16 protein-coding genes are annotated in these 18,809 nt (G+C 68.6%); 12 read left to right on the top strand and 4 right to left on the bottom strand.

What is annotated here, in order from left to right; genetic code table 11:
* Window positions 1-5: 5 nt before the first annotated feature.
* The 4 genes from CAL29_RS15185 to CAL29_RS15170 form a co-directional block, all read right to left on the bottom strand.
* Window positions 6-797 carry an MBL fold metallo-hydrolase gene (locus tag CAL29_RS15185; RefSeq protein WP_094853812.1) on the bottom strand — a complete coding sequence of 264 codons (792 nt, stop codon included), beginning with the start codon at window positions 795-797 and terminating at the stop codon, window positions 6-8.
* 1 nt (window position 798) lies between these two features.
* Complete coding sequence (locus tag CAL29_RS15180) at window positions 799-1,836, bottom strand: glutamate cyclase domain-containing protein (RefSeq protein WP_179284045.1); 1,038 nt, start codon at window positions 1,834-1,836, stop codon at window positions 799-801.
* Window positions 1,826-2,743: an NAD(P)-dependent oxidoreductase gene (locus tag CAL29_RS15175; protein WP_179284044.1), complete on the bottom strand. Its 918-nt coding sequence runs from the start codon at window positions 2,741-2,743 to the stop codon at window positions 1,826-1,828. The genes CAL29_RS15180 and CAL29_RS15175 overlap by 11 nt, the downstream gene beginning before the upstream one ends.
* 61 nt (window positions 2,744-2,804) lie before the next feature.
* Complete coding sequence (locus tag CAL29_RS15170) at window positions 2,805-3,806, bottom strand: Bug family tripartite tricarboxylate transporter substrate binding protein (RefSeq protein WP_094853809.1); 1,002 nt, start codon at window positions 3,804-3,806, stop codon at window positions 2,805-2,807.
* A 299-nt stretch (window positions 3,807-4,105) separates the two neighbouring features.
* On the opposite strand from CAL29_RS15170, the gene CAL29_RS15165 reads away from it, so the two are divergent.
* From CAL29_RS15165 to ctaD, 12 genes are all read left to right on the top strand, one after another.
* On the top strand, window positions 4,106-4,930 hold the full coding sequence (locus CAL29_RS15165) for an IclR family transcriptional regulator (RefSeq protein WP_094853808.1): 825 nt from the start codon (window positions 4,106-4,108) through the stop codon (window positions 4,928-4,930).
* 184 nt (window positions 4,931-5,114) lie between these two features.
* Window positions 5,115-6,053: an MBL fold metallo-hydrolase gene (locus CAL29_RS15160; RefSeq protein ID WP_094853807.1), complete on the top strand. Its 939-nt coding sequence runs from the start codon at window positions 5,115-5,117 to the stop codon at window positions 6,051-6,053.
* A 97-nt stretch (window positions 6,054-6,150) separates the two neighbouring features.
* Entirely contained in the window at window positions 6,151-7,164 is a 1,014-nt protein-coding gene (locus CAL29_RS15155; RefSeq protein WP_094853806.1) for an SDR family oxidoreductase, read from the top strand.
* Window positions 7,165-7,355: 191 nt separating this feature from the next.
* On the top strand, window positions 7,356-8,006 hold the full coding sequence (locus CAL29_RS15150; protein ID WP_094853805.1) for a cytochrome c3 family protein: 651 nt from the start codon (window positions 7,356-7,358) through the stop codon (window positions 8,004-8,006).
* Window positions 8,003-11,110 (top strand): 4Fe-4S dicluster domain-containing protein, encoded by a 3,108-nt coding sequence (locus CAL29_RS15145; protein WP_256977472.1) that lies wholly within the window; start codon window positions 8,003-8,005, stop codon window positions 11,108-11,110. Before CAL29_RS15150 ends, CAL29_RS15145 begins: the two co-directional genes overlap by 4 nt.
* Window positions 11,103-13,067, top strand: a complete 1,965-nt coding sequence (locus tag CAL29_RS15140) for a quinol:electron acceptor oxidoreductase subunit ActD (protein WP_094853804.1) — start codon at window positions 11,103-11,105, stop codon at window positions 13,065-13,067. Before CAL29_RS15145 ends, CAL29_RS15140 begins: the two co-directional genes overlap by 8 nt.
* Window positions 13,068-13,192: 125 nt before the next feature.
* Window positions 13,193-13,942: a c-type cytochrome gene (locus CAL29_RS15135; protein ID WP_218831855.1), complete on the top strand. Its 750-nt coding sequence runs from the start codon at window positions 13,193-13,195 to the stop codon at window positions 13,940-13,942.
* Complete coding sequence (locus CAL29_RS15130) at window positions 13,939-15,078, top strand: hypothetical protein (protein ID WP_094853802.1); 1,140 nt, start codon at window positions 13,939-13,941, stop codon at window positions 15,076-15,078. The genes CAL29_RS15135 and CAL29_RS15130 overlap by 4 nt, the downstream gene beginning before the upstream one ends.
* Window positions 15,071-15,388 carry a hypothetical protein gene (locus CAL29_RS15125; RefSeq protein ID WP_094853801.1) on the top strand — a complete coding sequence of 106 codons (318 nt, stop codon included), beginning with the start codon at window positions 15,071-15,073 and terminating at the stop codon, window positions 15,386-15,388. Before CAL29_RS15130 ends, CAL29_RS15125 begins: the two co-directional genes overlap by 8 nt.
* A 17-nt stretch (window positions 15,389-15,405) precedes the next feature.
* The gene (locus CAL29_RS15120) at window positions 15,406-16,197 is read left to right on the top strand and encodes an SCO family protein (protein ID WP_094853800.1); all 792 of its coding nucleotides are present in this window, start codon (window positions 15,406-15,408) and stop codon (window positions 16,195-16,197) included.
* Complete coding sequence (gene coxB / locus CAL29_RS15115) at window positions 16,194-17,141, top strand: cytochrome c oxidase subunit II (RefSeq protein ID WP_094853799.1); 948 nt, start codon at window positions 16,194-16,196, stop codon at window positions 17,139-17,141. Before CAL29_RS15120 ends, coxB begins: the two co-directional genes overlap by 4 nt.
* Entirely contained in the window at window positions 17,138-18,778 is a 1,641-nt protein-coding gene (ctaD, locus tag CAL29_RS15110) for a cytochrome c oxidase subunit I (RefSeq protein WP_094853798.1), read from the top strand. Before coxB ends, ctaD begins: the two co-directional genes overlap by 4 nt.
* The last annotated feature ends 31 nt before the right edge of the window (window positions 18,779-18,809 follow it).

The raw sequence follows: 18,809 nt of genomic DNA, 5'->3' as shown, positions 1-18,809 counted from the left end.
AGCCCTCACGCCGGGCGCGCGGCGTCCTCGTAGAGCGAGGCGTCGTGCTCCAGCCACCATGTGGGAAAGAAGGGGACGCGCGTATCCACCATGCTGGTCCACGATCCTGACATCCGGCGGTCCAGCATGGCGATGTGCGCGTGGGCCCGCGACAGCACGAAATGCTTGTGCCCGGGAAACAGCACGTCCACCTTCAATTCCGCCAGGCGCCGCACGGAAGCGCGATAGGCGCGGAAATCCGTATCCGCATTGACCGTCCCGTGTCCGCCCTCGGCGAAACAGGTGTCGCCGCCGAACAGCACGGTGCGGCCGTCCAGGCGCGCCAGCAGGGAGATGGAGTCGTCGCTGTGCCCAGGCGTATGCACGACCTCCAGGGCGATGGCGCCGACCTCGATCCGGTCGCCGTCCTCCAGCGGCCGGTCCACCCTGGCGCGGCGCGAGGCCACGCCGTGCCGTTCGACGTGCGAGGACGGCCACAATTGCGTCTCCAGGGTGCGCACGCCCAGGCGGTGCACGGCGAGCCTTGCGCCCGTGGCCGCCACCCACCAGGCGGCGCCGCGGCCATGGTCCCAGTGCGAGTGCGTCAGGACGATGGTTTCGATCGCCGTCATCGGGATTCCGTCCTCCCGCATCCGGTCGCGGATTTCCTCCGGCGCGATGCCGCTGCCGGCGTCGATCATCGCGGCCGCGCCGCCGTTCTCGATGACATAGACGTGCGAGTCGCAGGGGTGCGATAGACCCATGCCGCCGCCGCCCACCATGTAGACGGAGGTGCGGCCGGACTTGAATATCTTCATATCAGCCTCCTTGCTCGTTGGCCAGACGCAGGACTTCCCGCATCAATCGATAGACGGACTGGTTGGCGGCGCGCGAGGTCCCGTCCACGGTGTCCAGCGCCAGTCCGCTATACCCGTCGTAGGCGCCCGCGGCGATGGGCGCGGCGATGCTGGCGGCGACTTCGGGCCAGTCGGGCATCAGGCCCGGCCGGCCGTGGACCAGCGCCAGCGCCCCCGCGATGGCATAGGCGCCCCAGTTGGAGACGGCCGCGGGCAGGAGCAGGTCGACTTCCGTCGCGTCCAGCAATCCGCCGTGGCAGGGGCAGCCGCAATCGCGTCCGCCGGGCAGGACGTCGGCGAGGCTTGCGCGCAGGCGCCCGAAACCGATCTCGTTGCCGCCGTCGCCCACCGCCAGCGTGGGCAGGCCGCGCGCGCGCAAGGCGTCCGCGAGCAGGTGGGCGTGCGCCACCCATTCGCTGTCCTTGGGCTTGCCGCTGCTGTTGTGGAAGACGCCTTGCGCGTTCGGTCCCGGCTTCTCGATGAAGAAGCCGGCGGCGGGGTCCGGCAAGCGGCGCAGCAGGCCGTCGATGAACGGTTCCGCCGCCGCCGCGCCGGTGGGAAAGGGCAGCGCGAGGGCGGCGTTATCGCGCCGCCGCCAGGCGGATTCCTCCAGCAGGGGCGTGCCGGCGGCGCGCACCGCCGCGGCGATGCCGGGCAGGAAGCGCGCTTCGGACAGGACGCAACTGCGCAAGCCCAGGGCGCCGAAGACGCGCGCCAATACGGCCACGCCGGACGGTCCGTCGGTCTCGCCTTGCGGCAGCCATTCGGGGTTGCCTGTCCCGGTAACCAGGATGACCGTCCCGCCTGCCGGCAAGGGCAGCAGGGCGCGGGCGATGCGCGCGCAGATCGGCCCGCCGCCCTGCGCGTCGCGCGCGGCGCGATAGCGCAGGGCCGTCCCGCCTTGCTGCGCGGGCTTGTTCTTCAGTTCCAGGTTGGCGATCTGGTCCAGATATTCGTAGTACCAGGGATTGGAGGCGGCGGCGGAAAGTTCAGTGTGCATGGGCATCTTTTCCGAATCCGATGTCCATCCACTGTTCCCACAATTTGGAAATGGAGGCATAGTCCAGGCGGTCCAGTCCGGCGCCGCGCGCGATCTCATACACGGAATGGGACGCCTGCATGGTGAACAGGGGCACGCCCAGTTCGCGCGCCAGCTCCAGCGCCAGCGCGGAATCCTTGCGGGCGTTGGCCGTGGGCATGCCGCCCTCGAAGTCCTGCCCGAGGATGCGTTCGCCGAAGCGGTGCGTGAGCGGACGCATGAGGCCGGATTCGCGCCGCATCAGGGTGTAGAAGACGTCCAGCGGCACGCCCGCCTTCACGGCGAGCGCGGCGGCCTCCAGCAGCATGACCATGGTGGTATGGGCCACGGCGTTGCTCACCAGCTTGGCCCGCATGCCGCTGCCCGCCGCGCCCAGGTGGAAGATCTCCTCGGCGGCCGCTTCCAGGACCGGCCGGGCGCGGGCGTAGTCGGCCGGATCGGCGCCCACCAGGAAGGTCGTCTTGCCCTCGGCCAGTTTGTGCACGCCGCCGATGATGGCGGCGTCAACGACGCGGGCGCCGTGTCCGGCCACGCGCGCCTGGAGCGCCGCCACGTCTTGCGGGCTGACGGTGCTGGTCTCGACGATCAGGCGGTCGCGCAGGGCGTCGTCCGGCGCGCCTTGCGCCAGGGCGTCGGCGGCGGCCAGCGACGCGGCCGGCGTGGGCAGGGACAGCAGGATGATGCCGCTCTCCCGCGCGAGCTGCGCCGCGTCGGCCGCGCCGCGCAGGCCCATGTCGCGGGCCAGCGCCAGCCGCCCGGTGTCGCGGTCGTAGCCCAGGACGTCGAAGCGGCGCGACAAGGGCTGCGCCAACGCCAGGCCGGCGTTGCCCAGGCCGATGACGCCCACCGTCGGCTTCTTCTCATTCATGATCTGCGGCTCCATATATCGGGATAAAACGTATTGAGGTAAGCGGTATTGGGACAGGCGGTCAATCCACGCGGGCGCCCGATGCCTGCACGACCGGCCGCCATTTCCGGATCTCGCTGGCGATGTGGGCGGCGAACTCCGCCGGCGTGCCGCCGACGGCCGTGGCGCCCTGGGCCTGCAGCTTCTGCTGGATATCGGGACGGTGCACGATCCCCGCCACCACCTTGCCGATCTTGTCCACGATGGCCGGCGGCGTGCCGGCCGGCGCGAGCAATCCGTACCAGGAGCCCACTTCGTAGCCGGGCAAGCCGGCCTCGGCCAGGGTGGGCAGGTCGGGCAGGGCGGGATCGCGTTTCGCGCTGGTGACGGCCAGGGCGCGCAACTGGCCGGACTTCACGAAGGGCATGGCCGACGGCAGGGTATCGAAGATCACCTGGACCTGGCCGCCCATCGTGTCCGTCACCGCCGCCGCGGTGCCGCGATAGGGCACGTGCGTCATCTTCACCCCGGCCATCGAATCGAATAACTCGCCGGCCAGATGATGGGAACTGCCGTTGCCGGCCGACCCGAAGTACAGCTTCCCCGGATGCGCCTTGGCGTAGGCGATCAGGTCCGCCACGGATTTCACCGGCAGGGAGGGGTTTACCTCCAGCACGCTGGGCGTCGACGCCACCAGGCTAATAGGCGCGAAGTCCTTGACCGGGTCGAAGGGCATGCTTTTGTAGAGGCTCACGTTGATGCCGTGCGTCGCCACCGTGCCCATCAGCAGCGTGTAGCCGTCCGGCGCCGACCGCGCCACCAGCTCGGAGCCGATGTTGCCGCCCGCGCCGGGGCGGTTGTCGACGATGACGGGGACGCGCAGTTCGGCGCCCATGGCCTGCGCGAGGATGCGCGTCACCAGGTCGCTGGTGCCGCCCGCCGCGAAGGGCACGACGATGCGGATGGGGTTGTTCGGATAATCGGCGGCGGCAGGCGCGGCGGCGACGGACGAAAGCAGTCCCAGCGTGCAAGCCGCGGCGAGCGCGATACGGGAAGCGAGGGGGGCGCGTGCGCTCCGGTTCATGACGGTGTCTCCTTTGTATGGTTGTATGGGCCGGGCCCTGTTTTCGTTGTTTCGTATCGCCGCTTGGGACGGCCTCGGAAGAGGACGCCCGCGCGGCCCACGGTCGAGGACCGAACCCCATAGCGCAGCCGGCCGCTTCAAACCTTGGGACCCCGAATCCTGGGATTGGATAATCACATTGTGATCAAAGTCGTTTTGTGATCTGATCCACTCGTTAGCCAAAATATCGAGGCCGCGGCGCAAAGTTATAGGAATATGTGCCGCCGGGATAGAGATGAACCGGATTCGATGATCACAATATGACCGACACGCCTGCTCTTGCATCGCCGTCCGCCGCGCCCGCCGGTGGCACCCAAAGCATCCGCCGCACGGTCAGCCTGCTGCGGGCGCTGGTTGCCGCGCAGCGGCGCGGCGCCACTTCGCCGGAACTGGCCGCGCGCACCGGCCTGGACCGCAGCACCGCGCGGCGCATGCTGCAATGCCTGGTCGAGGAAGACGTGCTGGTATTCGACAGCGCCACGCGGCGCTACCATTTCGGCCACCTGGCCTACGACATGGGCCTGGCGGCCTCGGAGCGGCTGGACCTGCCGCAACTGTGCAAGCCGGCGCTCGCGCGCATCGCCGACGACACCGGCGACACGGTCTTCCTGATGATCCGCAGCGGCGACGATGCGGTATGCGCGGATCGCGCCGTCGGCTCCTATCCGATCAAGACCTTCATCGTCGACGTCGGCACGCGGCGGCCGCTGGGCATAGGCGCCGGCAGCCTGGCCATGCTCAGCGCGTTGCCGGAGGAGGTGGCGGAACTGGTGCTCGCCAACAATGTCCCCCGCCTCGGCGCCTATGCGGGCATGAACGAAAAGCGGCTGCGGGCGATGATGCGCGAGGCGCGCGGCCAGGGACACGTGGCCATTGACGTGGTGGAGGTGCCGGGCGCGCGCACCGTGGCGGTGCCCATCATGACCGGCACCGGCCGGCCGGTGGCCGCCCTCAGCGTCGCGGCCATCGCCATGCGCATGACGCCCGAACGGGAGGCCATGGTGCTCGCCGTCCTGCGGCGGGAAGCGGCGGGCATCGGGCAGTCGCTGACCGCGCGTTCCGAGCGGGAAGAGGGCGGCGCTTGAGACCCGGGGGCTAACGACGATGCGTTCCAAGGGCTGACAGGCAACGTCGCGCGGCGCGGCGGACCGTAAAAAGCGGCCATCCCACGGGCAGCCCCGTGGATGGCCAGCGGCGGGACCGATCCGGTACAGTGATCCAGCCGGCGTGCACCGCACGCCTGTCACCAGTCCTCGCAAGGGAGCCCGCATGCAAGCATCCGCCACGGCCGCGGCGCTGGACCGCGCCATCGCCGTCGTGGACACCGCGATCCAGGACGTATCGCGGCGTCCCGACGTTCATTCCTTCTTCGACGAGAACACCTTCACGGTCAGCCATATCGTCGTCGATCCCGGTACGAATACCTGCGTCATCGTCGACAGCGTGCTGGACTACGATGCGGCCAGCGGCCGCACGGCGCATGCCAGCGCCGATCGGCTGATCGAGTTCGTCCGCGCGCGGGACCTGCAAGTCGCATGGGTGCTCGAAACGCACGTCCACGCGGACCACCTGTCCGCCGCGCCCTTGCTGCGCCAGGCGCTGGGCGGCCGCGTGGCCATCGGCGCGCGCATCACGGCGGTGCAGGACGTCTTCGGCAAGGTCTTCAACGCCGGCGCGGAGTTCGCGCGCGACGGCAGCCAGTTCGACCACCTGTTCGCCGACGGCGATGCCTTCCACGTGGGACATCTGCAAGCGGTGGCCTTGCATGTCCCGGGCCATACGCCCGCGTGCATGGCGTATGTCATCGGCGATGCGGTCTTCGTCGGCGATACGCTGTTCATGCCGGATTACGGCACGGCGCGCTGCGATTTTCCGGGTGGGGACGCGGCGACCCTGTATCGTTCCATCCGGCGTCTGATGGCGCTGCCGGGCAGCGCGCGCGTTTTCCTGTGCCACGACTACAAGGCGCCGGGCCGCGACCGTTACGTGTGGGAAACGACCATCGCGGCCGAGCGCGAGGGCAACGTCCACGCGCGCCAAGGCGTGTCCGAACAAGAGTTCGTGGCCTTGCGCGAACAGCGCGACGCCACGCTGGGCATGCCGCGCCTGATCCTGCCATCCGTGCAGATCAATATGCGCGCGGGGAAACTGCCCGAGCCCGAAGGCAACGGCGTGCGGTATCTGAAGATTCCCCTGAATACCTTGTGACGCAAGGCGAGACGGCGCGCGGGCCGCCCTGGATGCATACGCCGGGATCGATAGTTGCGAATGAATCGCGACTATCGGGAGAACAGGGAGAACATTCATGAGCGAACTCAAGGAAGGCCCCAAGGATGACCGCGGGCAAGCCGAGGCCACCGCGGACAAGCAGCGCGCCATCCAGCGGAAGCAGGATCAGCGGGACCAGGCAGGCGCCGGAAAGCCGCCGTCCTCATCCGGCGGGAAAAAGGCGATGCAGGCCGGACAGCGGAAGTATCCGGAGCCGCCCCTGCCGGGCCAGCGTATCGAGAAACCCGGCCTGGAAGCCGATATGGACGTGCGGCCGGCGTTCTCGGCGCCGGGGTATCGCGGCAGCGGCAAGCTCGACGGCTTCTCGACCATCGTCACCGGCGGCGACTCCGGCATCGGCCGCGCGGTGGCGGTGCTGTTCGCGCGCGAAGGGGCGGACGTCGCCATCGTCTATCTCGATGAGCACGAAGACGCGGAGGAAACCCGACGCTGCGTGGAAGCGGAAGGGCGGCGCTGCCTGCTGATCCCCGGCGACGTCAAGGACCCGGCGTTCTGCCGCCAGGCGGTCGACCAAACCTTGCAGGCGTTCGGCAAGCTGGACGTGCTGGTGAACAATGCGGCGTTCCAGGAGCATGCGCAGTCGATCGAGGAACTGAGCGAAGAACGCTTCGACGAGACGCTGCGCACCAACGTCTACGGTTATTTCCACATGGCCAAGGCCGCCGTGCCGCATTTGAAGGAGGGCGGCAGCATCATCAACACCGGATCGGTGACGGGGCTGCGCGGAAGCGGTGGACTGCTCGACTATTCCACGACGAAGGGGGCGATCCATGCCTTCACCATGTCGCTGGCCAGCAATCTCGCGGAGCGCGGGATACGCGTCAACGCGGTGGCGCCCGGCCCCGTGTGGACGCCTTTCAATCCGGCGGACAAGCCGCCCAAGGAGTTGGAGGAATTCGGCGCCAAGACGGCGATGGGCCGGCCCGCGCAGCCGGAGGAATTGTCGCCGGCCTATGTCTTCCTGGCCGCGCCCGCGTGCGCCAGCTACATCACGGGGCTGATCCTGCCGGTGACAGGCAGTCCGGGCTAGCGGGTCCTGGCCGGCTCGACTAGCTCGTGCCGCCGGCCTTTTGCTGCGGCCCGGTCTCCTTCGATTCGCGTTGCGCGGCGCGCGTGGCCTGACCGCAAGCTGACATGCCGCGCGTGCGAGCGGGCGGCATGGTGCTTGCTCCGCCAGCGCCATTTTCGGCCACTCGCGCGCGTCGGCGCGCTGCACCCTGCATGGCACAGGTCTTCGACAAAGCCGCGGTCCTGGGTATCAAGCTGGTCCTGTTGGGCACGCTGGCCTTGCTGTTCGCGTCGGTCGCGGCCGTCGTCTGGCAGATGACCGCGCCGGTGGCCGCCGACGTGGCGGTGGCGCAGCCCATTCCGTTCAGCCACAAGCACCACGTCGGCGACGACGGCATCGATTGCCGCTATTGCCATGTCTCCGTGCAAAAGACGGCGTCGGCGGGGATGCCATCGGCGGAGATATGCCTGAGCTGCCATGCGGTGCTGTTCAAGGACTCGCCGGTGCTTGCGCCCTTGCGCGAGGCCGCGGCGAGCGGCGTGCCCATCCACTGGAAGCGGGTCTACGACCTGCCCGATTTCGTGTTCTTCGACCATAGTGTGCACGTGGCCAAGGGCGTGGCCTGCGTCACCTGCCATGGCCGCGTCGACAAGATGCCGCAGTTGGTGCGGCATCAGGAGTTGCAGATGCAGTGGTGCCTGGATTGCCACCGGGCGCCCGAGAAACACGTCGGCCCGGTGGACCAGGTATTCGTCATGCGCGACGTGCCGCCCCTGTCCGACGCCGACGTCGCCACCTTGCAGCGCGTCTTTCATTTCGAAAGCGAGGCGCGCATGACCAGTTGCACGACCTGTCATCGATGACCATGGACCGCCCGCGGACGATACCCATCCTTCCCGTTCACGGCTCCCAGGCAGGGGAGGCCGCGGCCGGCGGCGCGCCGGATGCGCCCGCCAGCCCCTCCCGGCGCGTCTTGCTGAAATGGATGGCGGTGGCCACGGCGCTGGCGGGGGCGGGGTGCAGCGGGCCGCCGGAGGAAGCGATCGTGCCGTACGCGCACATGCCCGAAGGCGGGCCTGGCAACGATCCCGTGTTCTATGCCTCGGCGGTGACGCGGGCGGGCTACGCGCTGCCGGTGCTGGTGGAGACGCACGATGGCCGGCCGACCAAGATCGAGGGCAATCCGCGCCATCCGATGAGCATGGGGTCTACCGATGCACGGACGCAGGCAGCGCTTTGGCAGTTGTGGGATCCGGACCGGTCGGACATGGTGCGGCGAGGAGAAGCAGTGTCCGGCTGGGATGCGGCGCGGGAAGCGTTGCTGGCGCGGCGCGCGGCGATGGCGGCTCGCGGCGGCGCCGGACTGCGCGTATTGACGGGCCATGTCACGTCGCCGACCTTGCTGCGGCAACTGGATGCGCTGGCTGCGCGGTATCCGGGGATGCGCTGGCATCGGCATGACCCCGCGTATCCGGCGGCGGCCGAGGAGGGCGCGAGGCGCGCATTGGGGCGGCCCGCGCAGCCCATGTATCGCCTGGAACACGCGCGTGTCGTCGTGACGCTGGGGGCGGATATCTTCGTCGATACGCCGGCGGGCGTGCGCCTGGCCCGCGAGTTCGCGCGCGGACGGGGCGAGCCGCGGGCCGAGGCGCGGACGCGGCTGTACGCGATCGAAGCCATGCCGGGATTGACCGGCGCGATGGCGGATCAGCGCTGGCCCATGAACCCCGCGGAAATGGGCGGGCTGGTCGAATGGCTGGCAGCGGAGTTGGGCGTGGGCGGCGCGGCGAATGGGAAGGGGGATGGGAATGAGGACGAACGTGGGGAAACACATGGAGATGCACACGGACACGGCGATGATGCACACGGACACGGCGACGTCACGCCTGCATGGCCTTCGTGGGCGCATCGCCTCGTCGATCTTCTGCGCGGGGGTGTAGGGAATGCGGTGCTTGTCGCGGGGCCCTCGCTCCCGGCCGAGGCGCACGCGCTGGCGTGGGCCATCAATGCGCGCCTGGGCGCGGTAGGCAAGTTCGTCACGCCCGTCTCCGTGCGGTCTCCCGCCGGACTGGGCGCGCTGGTCGAGGCGATGCGTGCCGGCGACGTGGAGACCTTGATGGTGCTGGACGTCAACCCCGTCTACGACGCGCCCGGCAAGGCAGCGTTCGCCGATGCGCTGCGGCGGGTGCCGTGGTCCATGCACGTCGGCCTCTATCGCGACGAGACGGCGCGCGCCTGCGCGTGGCACGTGCCGCGCGCGCATGAGCTCGAGACATGGAGCGATGCGCTCGCCTGGGATGGGACGGCGACGATCCAGCAGCCCATGATTGCGCCGCTGCACGGCGGGATATCGCCGCACACGGTGTTGCAGGTGCTGGTGGATGGCGAGGATCCGGATGCGCTGGCGGTGGTGAAGCGAACCTGGCAGGCGCGATGGGGAGGTGCCTCCGGTTGGACCCCTGAGTTGGAGCAACGGTGGCAGGCTGCGCTGCGCAACGGCTACGTCGACATGGCGGGGCAGGCCGACGTGGCGGACGCGCACGCCCCCGATGCGCGGGCTTCAGATGCGCGGGCTCCTGATGCACAGGCTCCAGATGCTGCTGCTCCCATTGTTTCCACTGCTCCGACTGCTCCGGCTGTATTGGCTACGCCCACTGCCACCCTGGGAAAGCCGGCAGCCTCGTCGGATGACAGCCCAGCCTCACAGCCAAGCGTGACAGTGCAACCGACGGCGCAATTGACGGTGCAACTGCTGCCCGATCCCTATCTCGGCGCCGGCGACATGGCCAATAACGCCTGGCTACAGGAATTGCCGCGGCCGTTGACGCGCCTGACGTGGGACAACGCCGCCTTCATGGGACCTGACACGGCGCGCAAATACCAACTCGACACCGGCGACGTCGTCACGCTGACGGCCGTGTCGCGCGACGCCGGCGTGGATGCGCCCGTTCACGTCCTGCCCGGCCATGCCGAAGGCGTGGTCACCTTGCATCTCGGCTACGGCCGGCGCAACGCGGGCAGCGTGGGAACCGGCGTGGGCGTGGACGCCTATGCTCTGCAGGACTGCGATGCGCGGGGCGACCCCTTGCCCACGGTGCAGGCGGTCCTGGCGCGCACCGGGCGCCGCCATGCCTACGCGCATGTCCAGACGGAGATGTCCATGCACGGCCGCGACATCGTCCGCGTCGAAGACCTGAGCGCGCCGCCGCTCGCGCCGACCCCCGAACCGCCGTCGCTTTATCCGAAGGTCGATTATCCGGACTACGCCTGGGCCATGACCATAGACCTCGACCAATGCATAGGCTGCAATGCCTGCACCGTCGCCTGCCAGGCCGAGAACAACATTCCCGTGGTGGGCGCGGAGCAGGTGATGCGCGGCCGGGTCATGCACTGGATACGCGTCGACGTCTATCGCGAGGACGAAGACACGCTGTTCCAGCCCGTGCCGTGCATGCATTGCGAGGACGCGCCTTGCGAAGCGGTCTGTCCGGTGGGCGCCACGGTGCACGATTCGGAAGGACTGAACGCGCAGGTCTACAACCGCTGCGTGGGAACGCGCTTCTGTTCCAACAACTGTCCCTACAAGGTGCGCCGCTTCAATTTCTTCGACTTCGCGGATCACGGCGAGGCCGCCGCCGCGCATCAGAATCCCGACGTCACGGTGCGCCAACGGGGCGTGATGGAGAAGTGCACGTATTGCGTCCAGCGCATCAGCCGCGCGCGCATCCAGGCGCAGAAGGAGAACCGCGAACTGCGCGACGGCGAGGTCGTCACGGCTTGCCAGGCCGCCTGTCCCACGCAGGCCATCGTCTTCGGCAATCTCAACGACCCGGATAGCCAGGTCGCCGCCAGCCGCGCCTCGCCCCGCGCCTATGCCTTGCTGGAAGAGCTGAATACGCGGCCGCGCACGCGCTATCTGGCGCGCCGCGAAGACCGCGCCGCCCGCCTGGAGCCCGACGATGCCTGACACCTACGCCAGCATCACCGACCGCATCTCCGACATCGTGCTGGCGCGCGGACGGGGGCGCGGCGCGGGTTTCCGCGCCGGTTGGCGGGCCCACTGGCGCTGGCGCACGCTGTTCCTGCTCGCCTCCGCCGCGACCCTGACGCTGTTCGGGGCCAGCGCCTGGCTGTTCTACAGGGGCGTGGGCCTGTGGGGCGTGAACATTCCCGTGGCCTGGGGCTTCGCGCTGGCGAACTTCGTCTGGTGGATAGGCATCGGGCACGCCGGCACCTTCATTTCCGCCGTGCTGCTGTTGCTGCGCCAGAAATGGCGCACCTCCATCAACCGTTTCGCCGAGGCGATGACGCTGTTCGCTGCGGGCATCGCGGGTTTGTTTCCCATCCTGCATCTCGGGCGGCCATGGTTCGCCTATTGGCTGATGCCTTATCCCAACCGCATGGACCTGTGGCCCCAATGGCGCAGCCCCCTGGTGTGGGACATCTTCGCGATCAGCACCTATTTGCTGGTGTCGCTGATGTTCTGGTACGTCGGCTTGCTGCCGGACCTCGCCACCTTGCGCGACCGCGCGAAGCGCCGGGCCAGGCGGATCGTCTATGGCCTGTTCGCGCTGGGCTGGCGCGGCGAGGCGCGGCATTGGGCCCGCTACGAAACGGCCTATCTCCTGCTGGCCGGCCTGGCGACGCCGCTGGTCGTATCCGTGCATACGGTGGTGTCGCTGGACTTCGCGATCGGCAATACGCCCGGGTACCACTCCACGATCTTTCCGCCGTATTTCGTGGCCGGCGCACTTTATTCGGGATTCGCCATGGTGTTGACGCTGGCGATCCCGCTGCGGCACGTTTTCCGCCTGCAGGACCTGATCACCATCCGGCATCTGTCGCTGGCGGCGCGCGTGCTGCTGGCCACGGGCGCCATCGTCGCCTACGGCTATGCGTCGGAAGTCTTCATGGCCTTCTACGGCGGCGATGAATTCGAGATCGCCATGGTCCGGGACCGCTGGTTCGGCGCCTATGCGCCGGTCTATTGGTCCGTGCTGCTGTGCAATGTGCTGATTCCTCAGGTGCTTTGGTCGCGCCGCGTACGGACCAGCCCCGTCTGGCTGCTGGCCGTGAGCCTCGTCATCAACCTGGGCATGTGGATGGAGCGGTTCATGATCGTGGTGCAGAGCACGCATCGGGATTTCCTGCCCTCGTCCTGGGGCATTTTTCATCCCACGATTTGGGATTGGACTTTCCTGCTGGCGTCCATCGGCTTCTTTGCCTGGCTGTTCCTGCTCTTCCTGCGCTTCGTTCCGATGATTTCGATGAGCGAAGTGCGGGAGATGGCGTATGAGGAGGAGGGCGAGGTGGCGGCGGAAGATGGTGGTATATCCGCGGGGGGCGTCGGCTTGGCGAAAGTCCCGGCCACCGGACTGCCGTCCCGCCTGTACGGTCTGATCGCCGAGTTCAGGACCCCGGAGGCCTTGCTGGAAGCCGCGCGGCAGGCGCGGGCGGGTGGCGGCTTCACGCTCGAGGCCTACGCGCCGTTCCCCGTGCCCGGCCTGCCCGAGGCCGTGGGCTACGGGGAGAACCGCTCGGTCCCGCGCGCGGCGCTGGCGGGCGGCGTCCTGGGCGGCGTCATCGGCTATGCCATGCAGTGGTATTCCGCCACGCTGGACTACCCCATCAACGTCGGCGGCCGGCCGCTGCATAGCTGGCCCCTGTTCATTCCCATTGCCTTCGAAATGACCATCCTTTGCGCGGCGGTCTGCGCCGTGCTCGGCATGCTGTGGGCGAACGGCCTGCCGCGCCTGAACCATCCGCTGTTCGACGCGCCGGATTTCGATCTTGCCAGCCGCGACCGCTTCTTCCTGTGCCTGCGCCTGCCGGAGAAGGCCGTCCAGGGCGATCGGGCTTGCCAGGCCGCCCGTGCGGTGCTGGAGGGCCAGGAAGCCCTGGCGATACGGGAGGTGCCGCTATGAGGCGCGAGGCGAAATGGCCGCGCCGCCCGTCGCCGGGCGGTCCTGTTCGCAGGACGGGGACGGGCGAGCGGGCACGGGGCCGGCGATCGCTCGGCGCCTTGGGTCCGGCGCTGGCGCTGCTCGCCGTGTTGGCCTTGGCCGGTTGCGAACGCGCCGCGCAGAATATGTACGACCAGCCACGCGGCAAACCCTACAAGGCGGGGACGCTGTTCCCGGACGGCGCCCTGTCCCGCACGCCGCCGCCCGGCGTCCAGGCCTACGCCCGCGGCAGCGAGGCGGACACGAGCAGCGGCAGGAACGGCACGGCCGGCGTCGATGACGACCAGCGGGCGCAGGCCGCCACGGCGTTGCCCGATCCGATCACGCCGGCGATGCTGCGCCATGGACAGACCCTCTACGGGGTGTATTGCATGCCTTGCCATAGTCCAGTGGGCGATGGCGACGGGCGTATCGTCCAGCGGGGCTTCCCGGCGCCGCCCACGTATCACAGCGATCGCCTGCGCGCCGCGCCGGACCGGCATTTCTATGACGTGATCAGCAATGGCTATGGCGTCATGGCCGCGTACGGCAACCGCATCGAACCCGCGGACCGCTGGGCCATCGTCGCCTTCGTCCGCGCGCTGCAACTGAGCCAGCACGCCACGCCGGATACCTTGCCGCCGGCGATGCGGGACGCCGTCCGGGACGGCTTGGCGCGCGCCGGCGCAGGGGCGGACACGAAAGCAGGCGTGGATACGGGCACAGGGGCTGGCATGACAAAGGCAGCAGAGGCAGACACAGCAGGGACAGGCACAGCAGGGACAGGCACAAGCGACGGTCCCAAAGGACAGGAATCGCCCGCCGCCGGCCACGCCAAGCCGGGGAGCCTTCCATGAAGACGCCGCGGCTGCTCCGCCAACTGGCGCGTCCGGGCGCCACGCCACTGCGCCATGGCGTTCTCCTGCTGGCCGCCGGCGGGATTCTTGCGTTGCCGCTCTGCGCGTACGGATTGATCGCGGACAAGCGAGCCTTCGGCGCGGCCTGGTTGGCGGCCTGGTGGTTCTGGGCGGGCCTGGCCCTCGGCGCGCAGGCCACGCTGTGGATGCAGCGCCTGACCGGCGGCCGCTGGCTCGCGCCCATCGCGGACACCTTGAGCCGCCTGCGCGCGGGAACGCCGGCCCTGGCCATACTCATCCTTCCCGTCTTTCCCTGCCTGCGCGCGCTGTATCCCTGGGCGCGTCCCGACTGGGTCGACGCCGCGAAAGAGACTGTGTTCCGTGGCGCCTGGCTTCAACCTTCGGGATTCATGGGAAGAATCGTGATCTACGTCCTTCTCTGGTCCGTGCTGGCATGCCTGGACGGCCGGGGCGGCACGGCGGCGCGGCGGCAGGGCTATGCGGCCGCCGGCCTGGCGCTCTACGCCGTCAGCATCAGCCTCGCCGCGGTCGACTTGTTGATGTCCCTGACGCCGCCCTGGTATTCGACGGCCTTCGGCCTCGTGGTGCTGGTGGCACAACTGAAGATGGCCATGGCGGCCGCGGCGTATCGGGGCGCGCGCATTGCCGCCCCGGAGACGCGCGGCGATCTGGGAAACCTGCTGCTGATGTACGTGCTGACCTGGTCCTACATCGCATTCACGCAATTCCAGATCATCTGGGCGGAAAACCTGCCGGCGGAAATCTCCTGGTATCTGCCGCGTGTGGCGGGACCGTGGGCCGGCGTCGCCCTGGGGCTGGCGCTGCTGGGGCTGGCGCTGCCGCTGGCCGTCCTGCTGTCGCGCGGTTTCAAGCGCGATGCGGCATGCCTGCGCGGGCTGTCGTTGCTGCTGCTCATGGTCGGCGCGTGCGAGATCGCATGGTGGATATTTCCCTCGATCGAGGGCCTCGGCGGACAGGCCGCATGGATGACGGTCCTCGCCTGGCTGGGTATGGGCTTGCTGGTGCGGGGCGCCGTCATGTGCTTTCCCGCGCGATTGCCGCCGGCGCCGTCGCCATCCACCGCGCGGCCGGAACAGGAGGCGGATCATGCATGACGGCATTCGCGTGCGCAGCGTCGTCCGCATCGGTCTGGGAGGACTGGTCGTCCTTGCGGCGGTCGTGACGGCCGCCATGCTGCTGACCTCGCGCTGGGACGGAGACCATCCGCCGTCGGCCTCGACGCCGCCCGCGGCCTGGGTCAAGGGCCCTTTGCTGGAGACCGAACCGCAGGTGGACATGGCCCGCTACCTGGCCGGCAAGCGCAAGCTGCTCGACGGCTACGCCTGGGTCGACCGCGCACGCGGCATCGCCCGCGTCCCGCTGGACGTCGCGATGCAGGCGCTCGTTCAAGGAGCGCGGCCATGACCACGAGAAGTGCGGCAATGAGACGCTGGATCGCGGCGCTGCTGCTCGGTCTCGCCGGCGCGGGGCCGTCGTTCGCTTCATCGGACCTGGCCGCCGGGCTGGATGCCTCCGACTTCGCCTTCCGCCAGCATCCGGGACGGATGATGCCCATGGTCCAGGGCTTGCGCGATGCGCAGGGGCAGGAAAGGGGATTGTCCGATTATCTGGGCCGGCGGCCCGTGATCTTCGTGCTGGGCTACTACCGCTGTCCTGTGCTTTGTTCGACGCTCATGGATTCCGTGCTCCAGACCTTGCAGACCGTCGACGTCCCCCATGAGGTGGTCGCCGTCAGCATCGATCCGGCGGAGACTCCGGCCGACGCCGCGCGCAAATACCCGTACTACGCCAGCCTGATGCCCGCGGGACAACGTGGCCGTCTGCACTTGCTGACGGCCTCCGCGCCCGCCATCGCCGCGTTGACCGACGCCGCCGGCTTTCCCTACCGGCGCGACCCCGCGACCGGCCAATACCTGCATCCGGCGGGCTTTCTCGTCCTGACCCCGCAAGGGCGCATCTCCCGCTACCTGCTGGGCGTCGGCCAGTCCGCGCGCGACGTGCGGCTGGCCCTGGTGGAGGCCTCGGGCGGAAAAGTGGGCGGCCTGGCGGACCAGTTGATCCTGCTGTGCTCCCACTATGACCCCCGGACGGGCCGCTATAGCGTCGCCGCCATGACGATGGCGCGGGCGGCGGGCCTGGGTACGCTGGCCGTCCTGGCGATGGGGCTCTGGATGCTGCGCTGCCGCCGGCGCGGGAACGGGAGGCGCGCATGAGCGATACGCCATTCCTGCTGCCGGTCGCGGCGTCGTCGGTGGCGCCGGGCACCGACCATCTTTTCCTGACCCTTGTCGGCGTGGCGGGGACGATGGCCCTGGCGCTGACCGTGCTGGCCATCGTTTTCTGCGTGCGCTACCGGCGCGGTTCCACGGCGGATCGCAGCCGGGCGCCGGACCACGCCAACGGCCTGGAATGGACCTGGACGATCGCGCCGTTGCTGATATTCATCGGGCTTTTCCTGTGGGGCGCCTACGATTACGCGGCCTTGACGCGCGCGCCCGCCGGCGCGATGCCGGTCTACGTCGTCGCCAAGCAGTGGGTCTGGACGCTGGAGCACGAAGACGGCACGCGCGAGATAGATGAACTGCACGTGCCGGTGGGCCAACCCGTGCGCCTGCTCATGACGTCGCAGGACGTCATCCACAGCTTTTACGTGCCGGCGTTTCGCATCAAGCAGGACGTGGTTCCCGGACGCTACACCGCCATCTGGTTCACGGCGACCAAGGCCGGGACCTATCATTTGCTGTGCGCCGAGTTCTGCGGGACCGACCATGCGTCCATGGGCGGGGGCATCGTCGCCATGCCGCCGGAACAGTACCGCCAATGGGCGGCGCAGGGCAGGGCGGGACCCGACCTGGCCGAGCGCGGCTACCGGCTGTTCAGCGAACACGGCTGCGCGGGCTGCCACGATGCCCGCTCCACGGTCCATGCGCCGGACCTGACGAACCTGTTCGGCCGGCGGGTGTTCCTGCAGGACGGCCGCGTCGTCGTCGCCGACGAGACCTATATCCGAGATTCCATCCTGGAGCCGGGCAAGGATGTCGTCGCCGGCTATGCCCCCGTCATGCCGTCCTTCGCCGGCCAGTTCAGCGAATCGGACCTGATGGCGCTGGTGCAGTACCTGCGCTCCAACCGGCCCAAGGAGGCGCCGCCGCGATGAGCACCATTCCCGGGCCGGCCGCGCCGGCATCCCCCTTGCCCGCGTCGCCGGCCGTGCGCACGTATCTGAACGCCGGCCACACCTTGCGTTCCTGGCTGTTGACGCGCGACCACAAGCGCATCGCCATCCTGTATGCGCTCAGCATCACGGCATTCTTCGTGCTCGGCGGCTGCGCGGCGGCGCTGATGCGCCTGGAACTGGTCACGCCGCAGGGGGACCTGGTCAGCGCCGACACCTATAACAAACTGTTCACGGCGCATGGCGTGATCATGGTCTGGATGTTCCTGATTCCCTCCATCCCCTCCGTCCTGGGCAATTTCCTGGTGCCCCTGATGCTGGGCGCGGAGGACCTGGCGTTTCCCCGCCTGAACCTCATGAGCTGGTATCTCTACGTCATCGGCGGCTGCTTCACGCTCGCCGCGCTGGTGCTGGGCGGCGTGGACACGGGCTGGACGTTCTATACGCCGTTCTCCAGCATGTTTTCCCACAGCCACGTGATCGTCACCTTGTTCGGCGTATTCATCGTGGGCTTTTCCTCCATCCTGACGGGACTGAACTTCATCGTCACGGTCCATACCATGCGCGCGCCGGGCATGGGCTGGTTCCGCATGCCGCTGTTCGTGTGGGCGCTGTACGCGACCAGCATCATCCTGGTACTGGCCACGCCCGTGCTGGCCGTTACCTTGCTGCTGCTGGCCGCCGAGCGCCTGTTCGGCATCGGCTTCTTCGATCCGGCGCTGGGCGGCGATCCGCTGCTGTTCCAGCATCTCTTCTGGTTCTACTCGCATCCGGCCGTCTACATCATGGTGCTGCCCGCGATGGGCGTGGCCAGCGAGATCATTCCCTGCTTCGCGCGCAAGCGCGTCTTCGGCTACCGCACCATGGCCTACGCCATCCTGGGCATCGCCGTCATCGGCTTCCTGGTGTGGGGCCACCACATGTTCGTCAGCGGGCAATCGGTGTACGCGAATATGACTTTCTCCATCCTCAGCTTCCTGGTCGCGGTGCCGTCGGCGATCAAGGTCTTCAACTGGACGGCGACCCTGTACAAAGGGTCGATCACCTTCGAGGCGCCCATGCTGTACGCGCTGGGGTTCGTCGGCCTGTTCATGGTGGGCGGACTCACCGGGCTGTTCCTGGCGACGCTGGCGATCGACGTGCACGTCACCGACACCTATTTTGTCGTGGCCCATTTCCACTACATCATGGTGGGCGGCGCGGTCATGGCCTATCTGGGGGCCGTGCACTTCTGGTGGCCCAAGATCAGCGGACGACGGTATCCGGAAACCTTGGGACGCATTGCCGCGCTGACGATCTTCATCGGTTTCAACCTGACGTTCTTTCCTCAATACATCCTGGGATATGAAGGGATGCCGCGCCGCTACCACGCCTATCCCCCGGAATTCCAGGCGTTGAACGTCGTCTCCTCGCTGGGCGCGGCGGTGCTGGCCGTCGGCTACGTGTTGCCGCTGTGCTACCTGCTCTGGTCCTGGTTCCGGGGCGAGCCCGCCGGTCCCAATCCCTGGCGCGCCACCGGCCTGGAATGGCAGACGCGTTCGCCGCCGCCCACGCAGAACTTCGACACGCCTCCTGACGGTGGGCATGATCCCTACGATTACTCACGGGGGAACGAGTGATGAGCGCGCCGGGCCGCCCCAAGCGCGAATC

The organism is Bordetella genomosp. 10 (assembly GCF_002261225.1).
Lineage (GTDB): Bacteria > Pseudomonadota > Gammaproteobacteria > Burkholderiales > Burkholderiaceae_B > Bordetella_C.
This window is presented reverse-complemented; position numbering and strand designations above follow the sequence as displayed.

Coding starts and splice junctions, on each gene's coding strand:
- CAL29_RS15185 (WP_094853812.1), bottom strand. CDS start 797: ATGAAGATATTCAAGTCCGGCCGCACCTCCGTCTACATGGTGGGCGGC.
- CAL29_RS15180 (WP_179284045.1), bottom strand. CDS start 1,836: ATGCACACTGAACTTTCCGCCGCCGCCTCCAATCCCTGGTACTACGAA.
- CAL29_RS15175 (WP_179284044.1), bottom strand. CDS start 2,743: ATGAATGAGAAGAAGCCGACGGTGGGCGTCATCGGCCTGGGCAACGCC.
- CAL29_RS15170 (WP_094853809.1), bottom strand. CDS start 3,806: ATGAACCGGAGCGCACGCGCCCCCCTCGCTTCCCGTATCGCGCTCGCC.
- CAL29_RS15165 (WP_094853808.1), top strand. CDS start 4,106: ATGACCGACACGCCTGCTCTTGCATCGCCGTCCGCCGCGCCCGCCGGT.
- CAL29_RS15160 (WP_094853807.1), top strand. CDS start 5,115: ATGCAAGCATCCGCCACGGCCGCGGCGCTGGACCGCGCCATCGCCGTC.
- CAL29_RS15155 (WP_094853806.1), top strand. CDS start 6,151: ATGAGCGAACTCAAGGAAGGCCCCAAGGATGACCGCGGGCAAGCCGAG.
- CAL29_RS15150 (WP_094853805.1), top strand. CDS start 7,356: ATGGCACAGGTCTTCGACAAAGCCGCGGTCCTGGGTATCAAGCTGGTC.
- CAL29_RS15145 (WP_256977472.1), top strand. CDS start 8,003: ATGACCATGGACCGCCCGCGGACGATACCCATCCTTCCCGTTCACGGC.
- CAL29_RS15140 (WP_094853804.1), top strand. CDS start 11,103: ATGCCTGACACCTACGCCAGCATCACCGACCGCATCTCCGACATCGTG.
- CAL29_RS15130 (WP_094853802.1), top strand. CDS start 13,939: ATGAAGACGCCGCGGCTGCTCCGCCAACTGGCGCGTCCGGGCGCCACG.
- CAL29_RS15125 (WP_094853801.1), top strand. CDS start 15,071: ATGCATGACGGCATTCGCGTGCGCAGCGTCGTCCGCATCGGTCTGGGA.
- CAL29_RS15120 (WP_094853800.1), top strand. CDS start 15,406: ATGAGACGCTGGATCGCGGCGCTGCTGCTCGGTCTCGCCGGCGCGGGG.
- coxB (WP_094853799.1), top strand. CDS start 16,194: ATGAGCGATACGCCATTCCTGCTGCCGGTCGCGGCGTCGTCGGTGGCG.
- ctaD (WP_094853798.1), top strand. CDS start 17,138: ATGAGCACCATTCCCGGGCCGGCCGCGCCGGCATCCCCCTTGCCCGCG.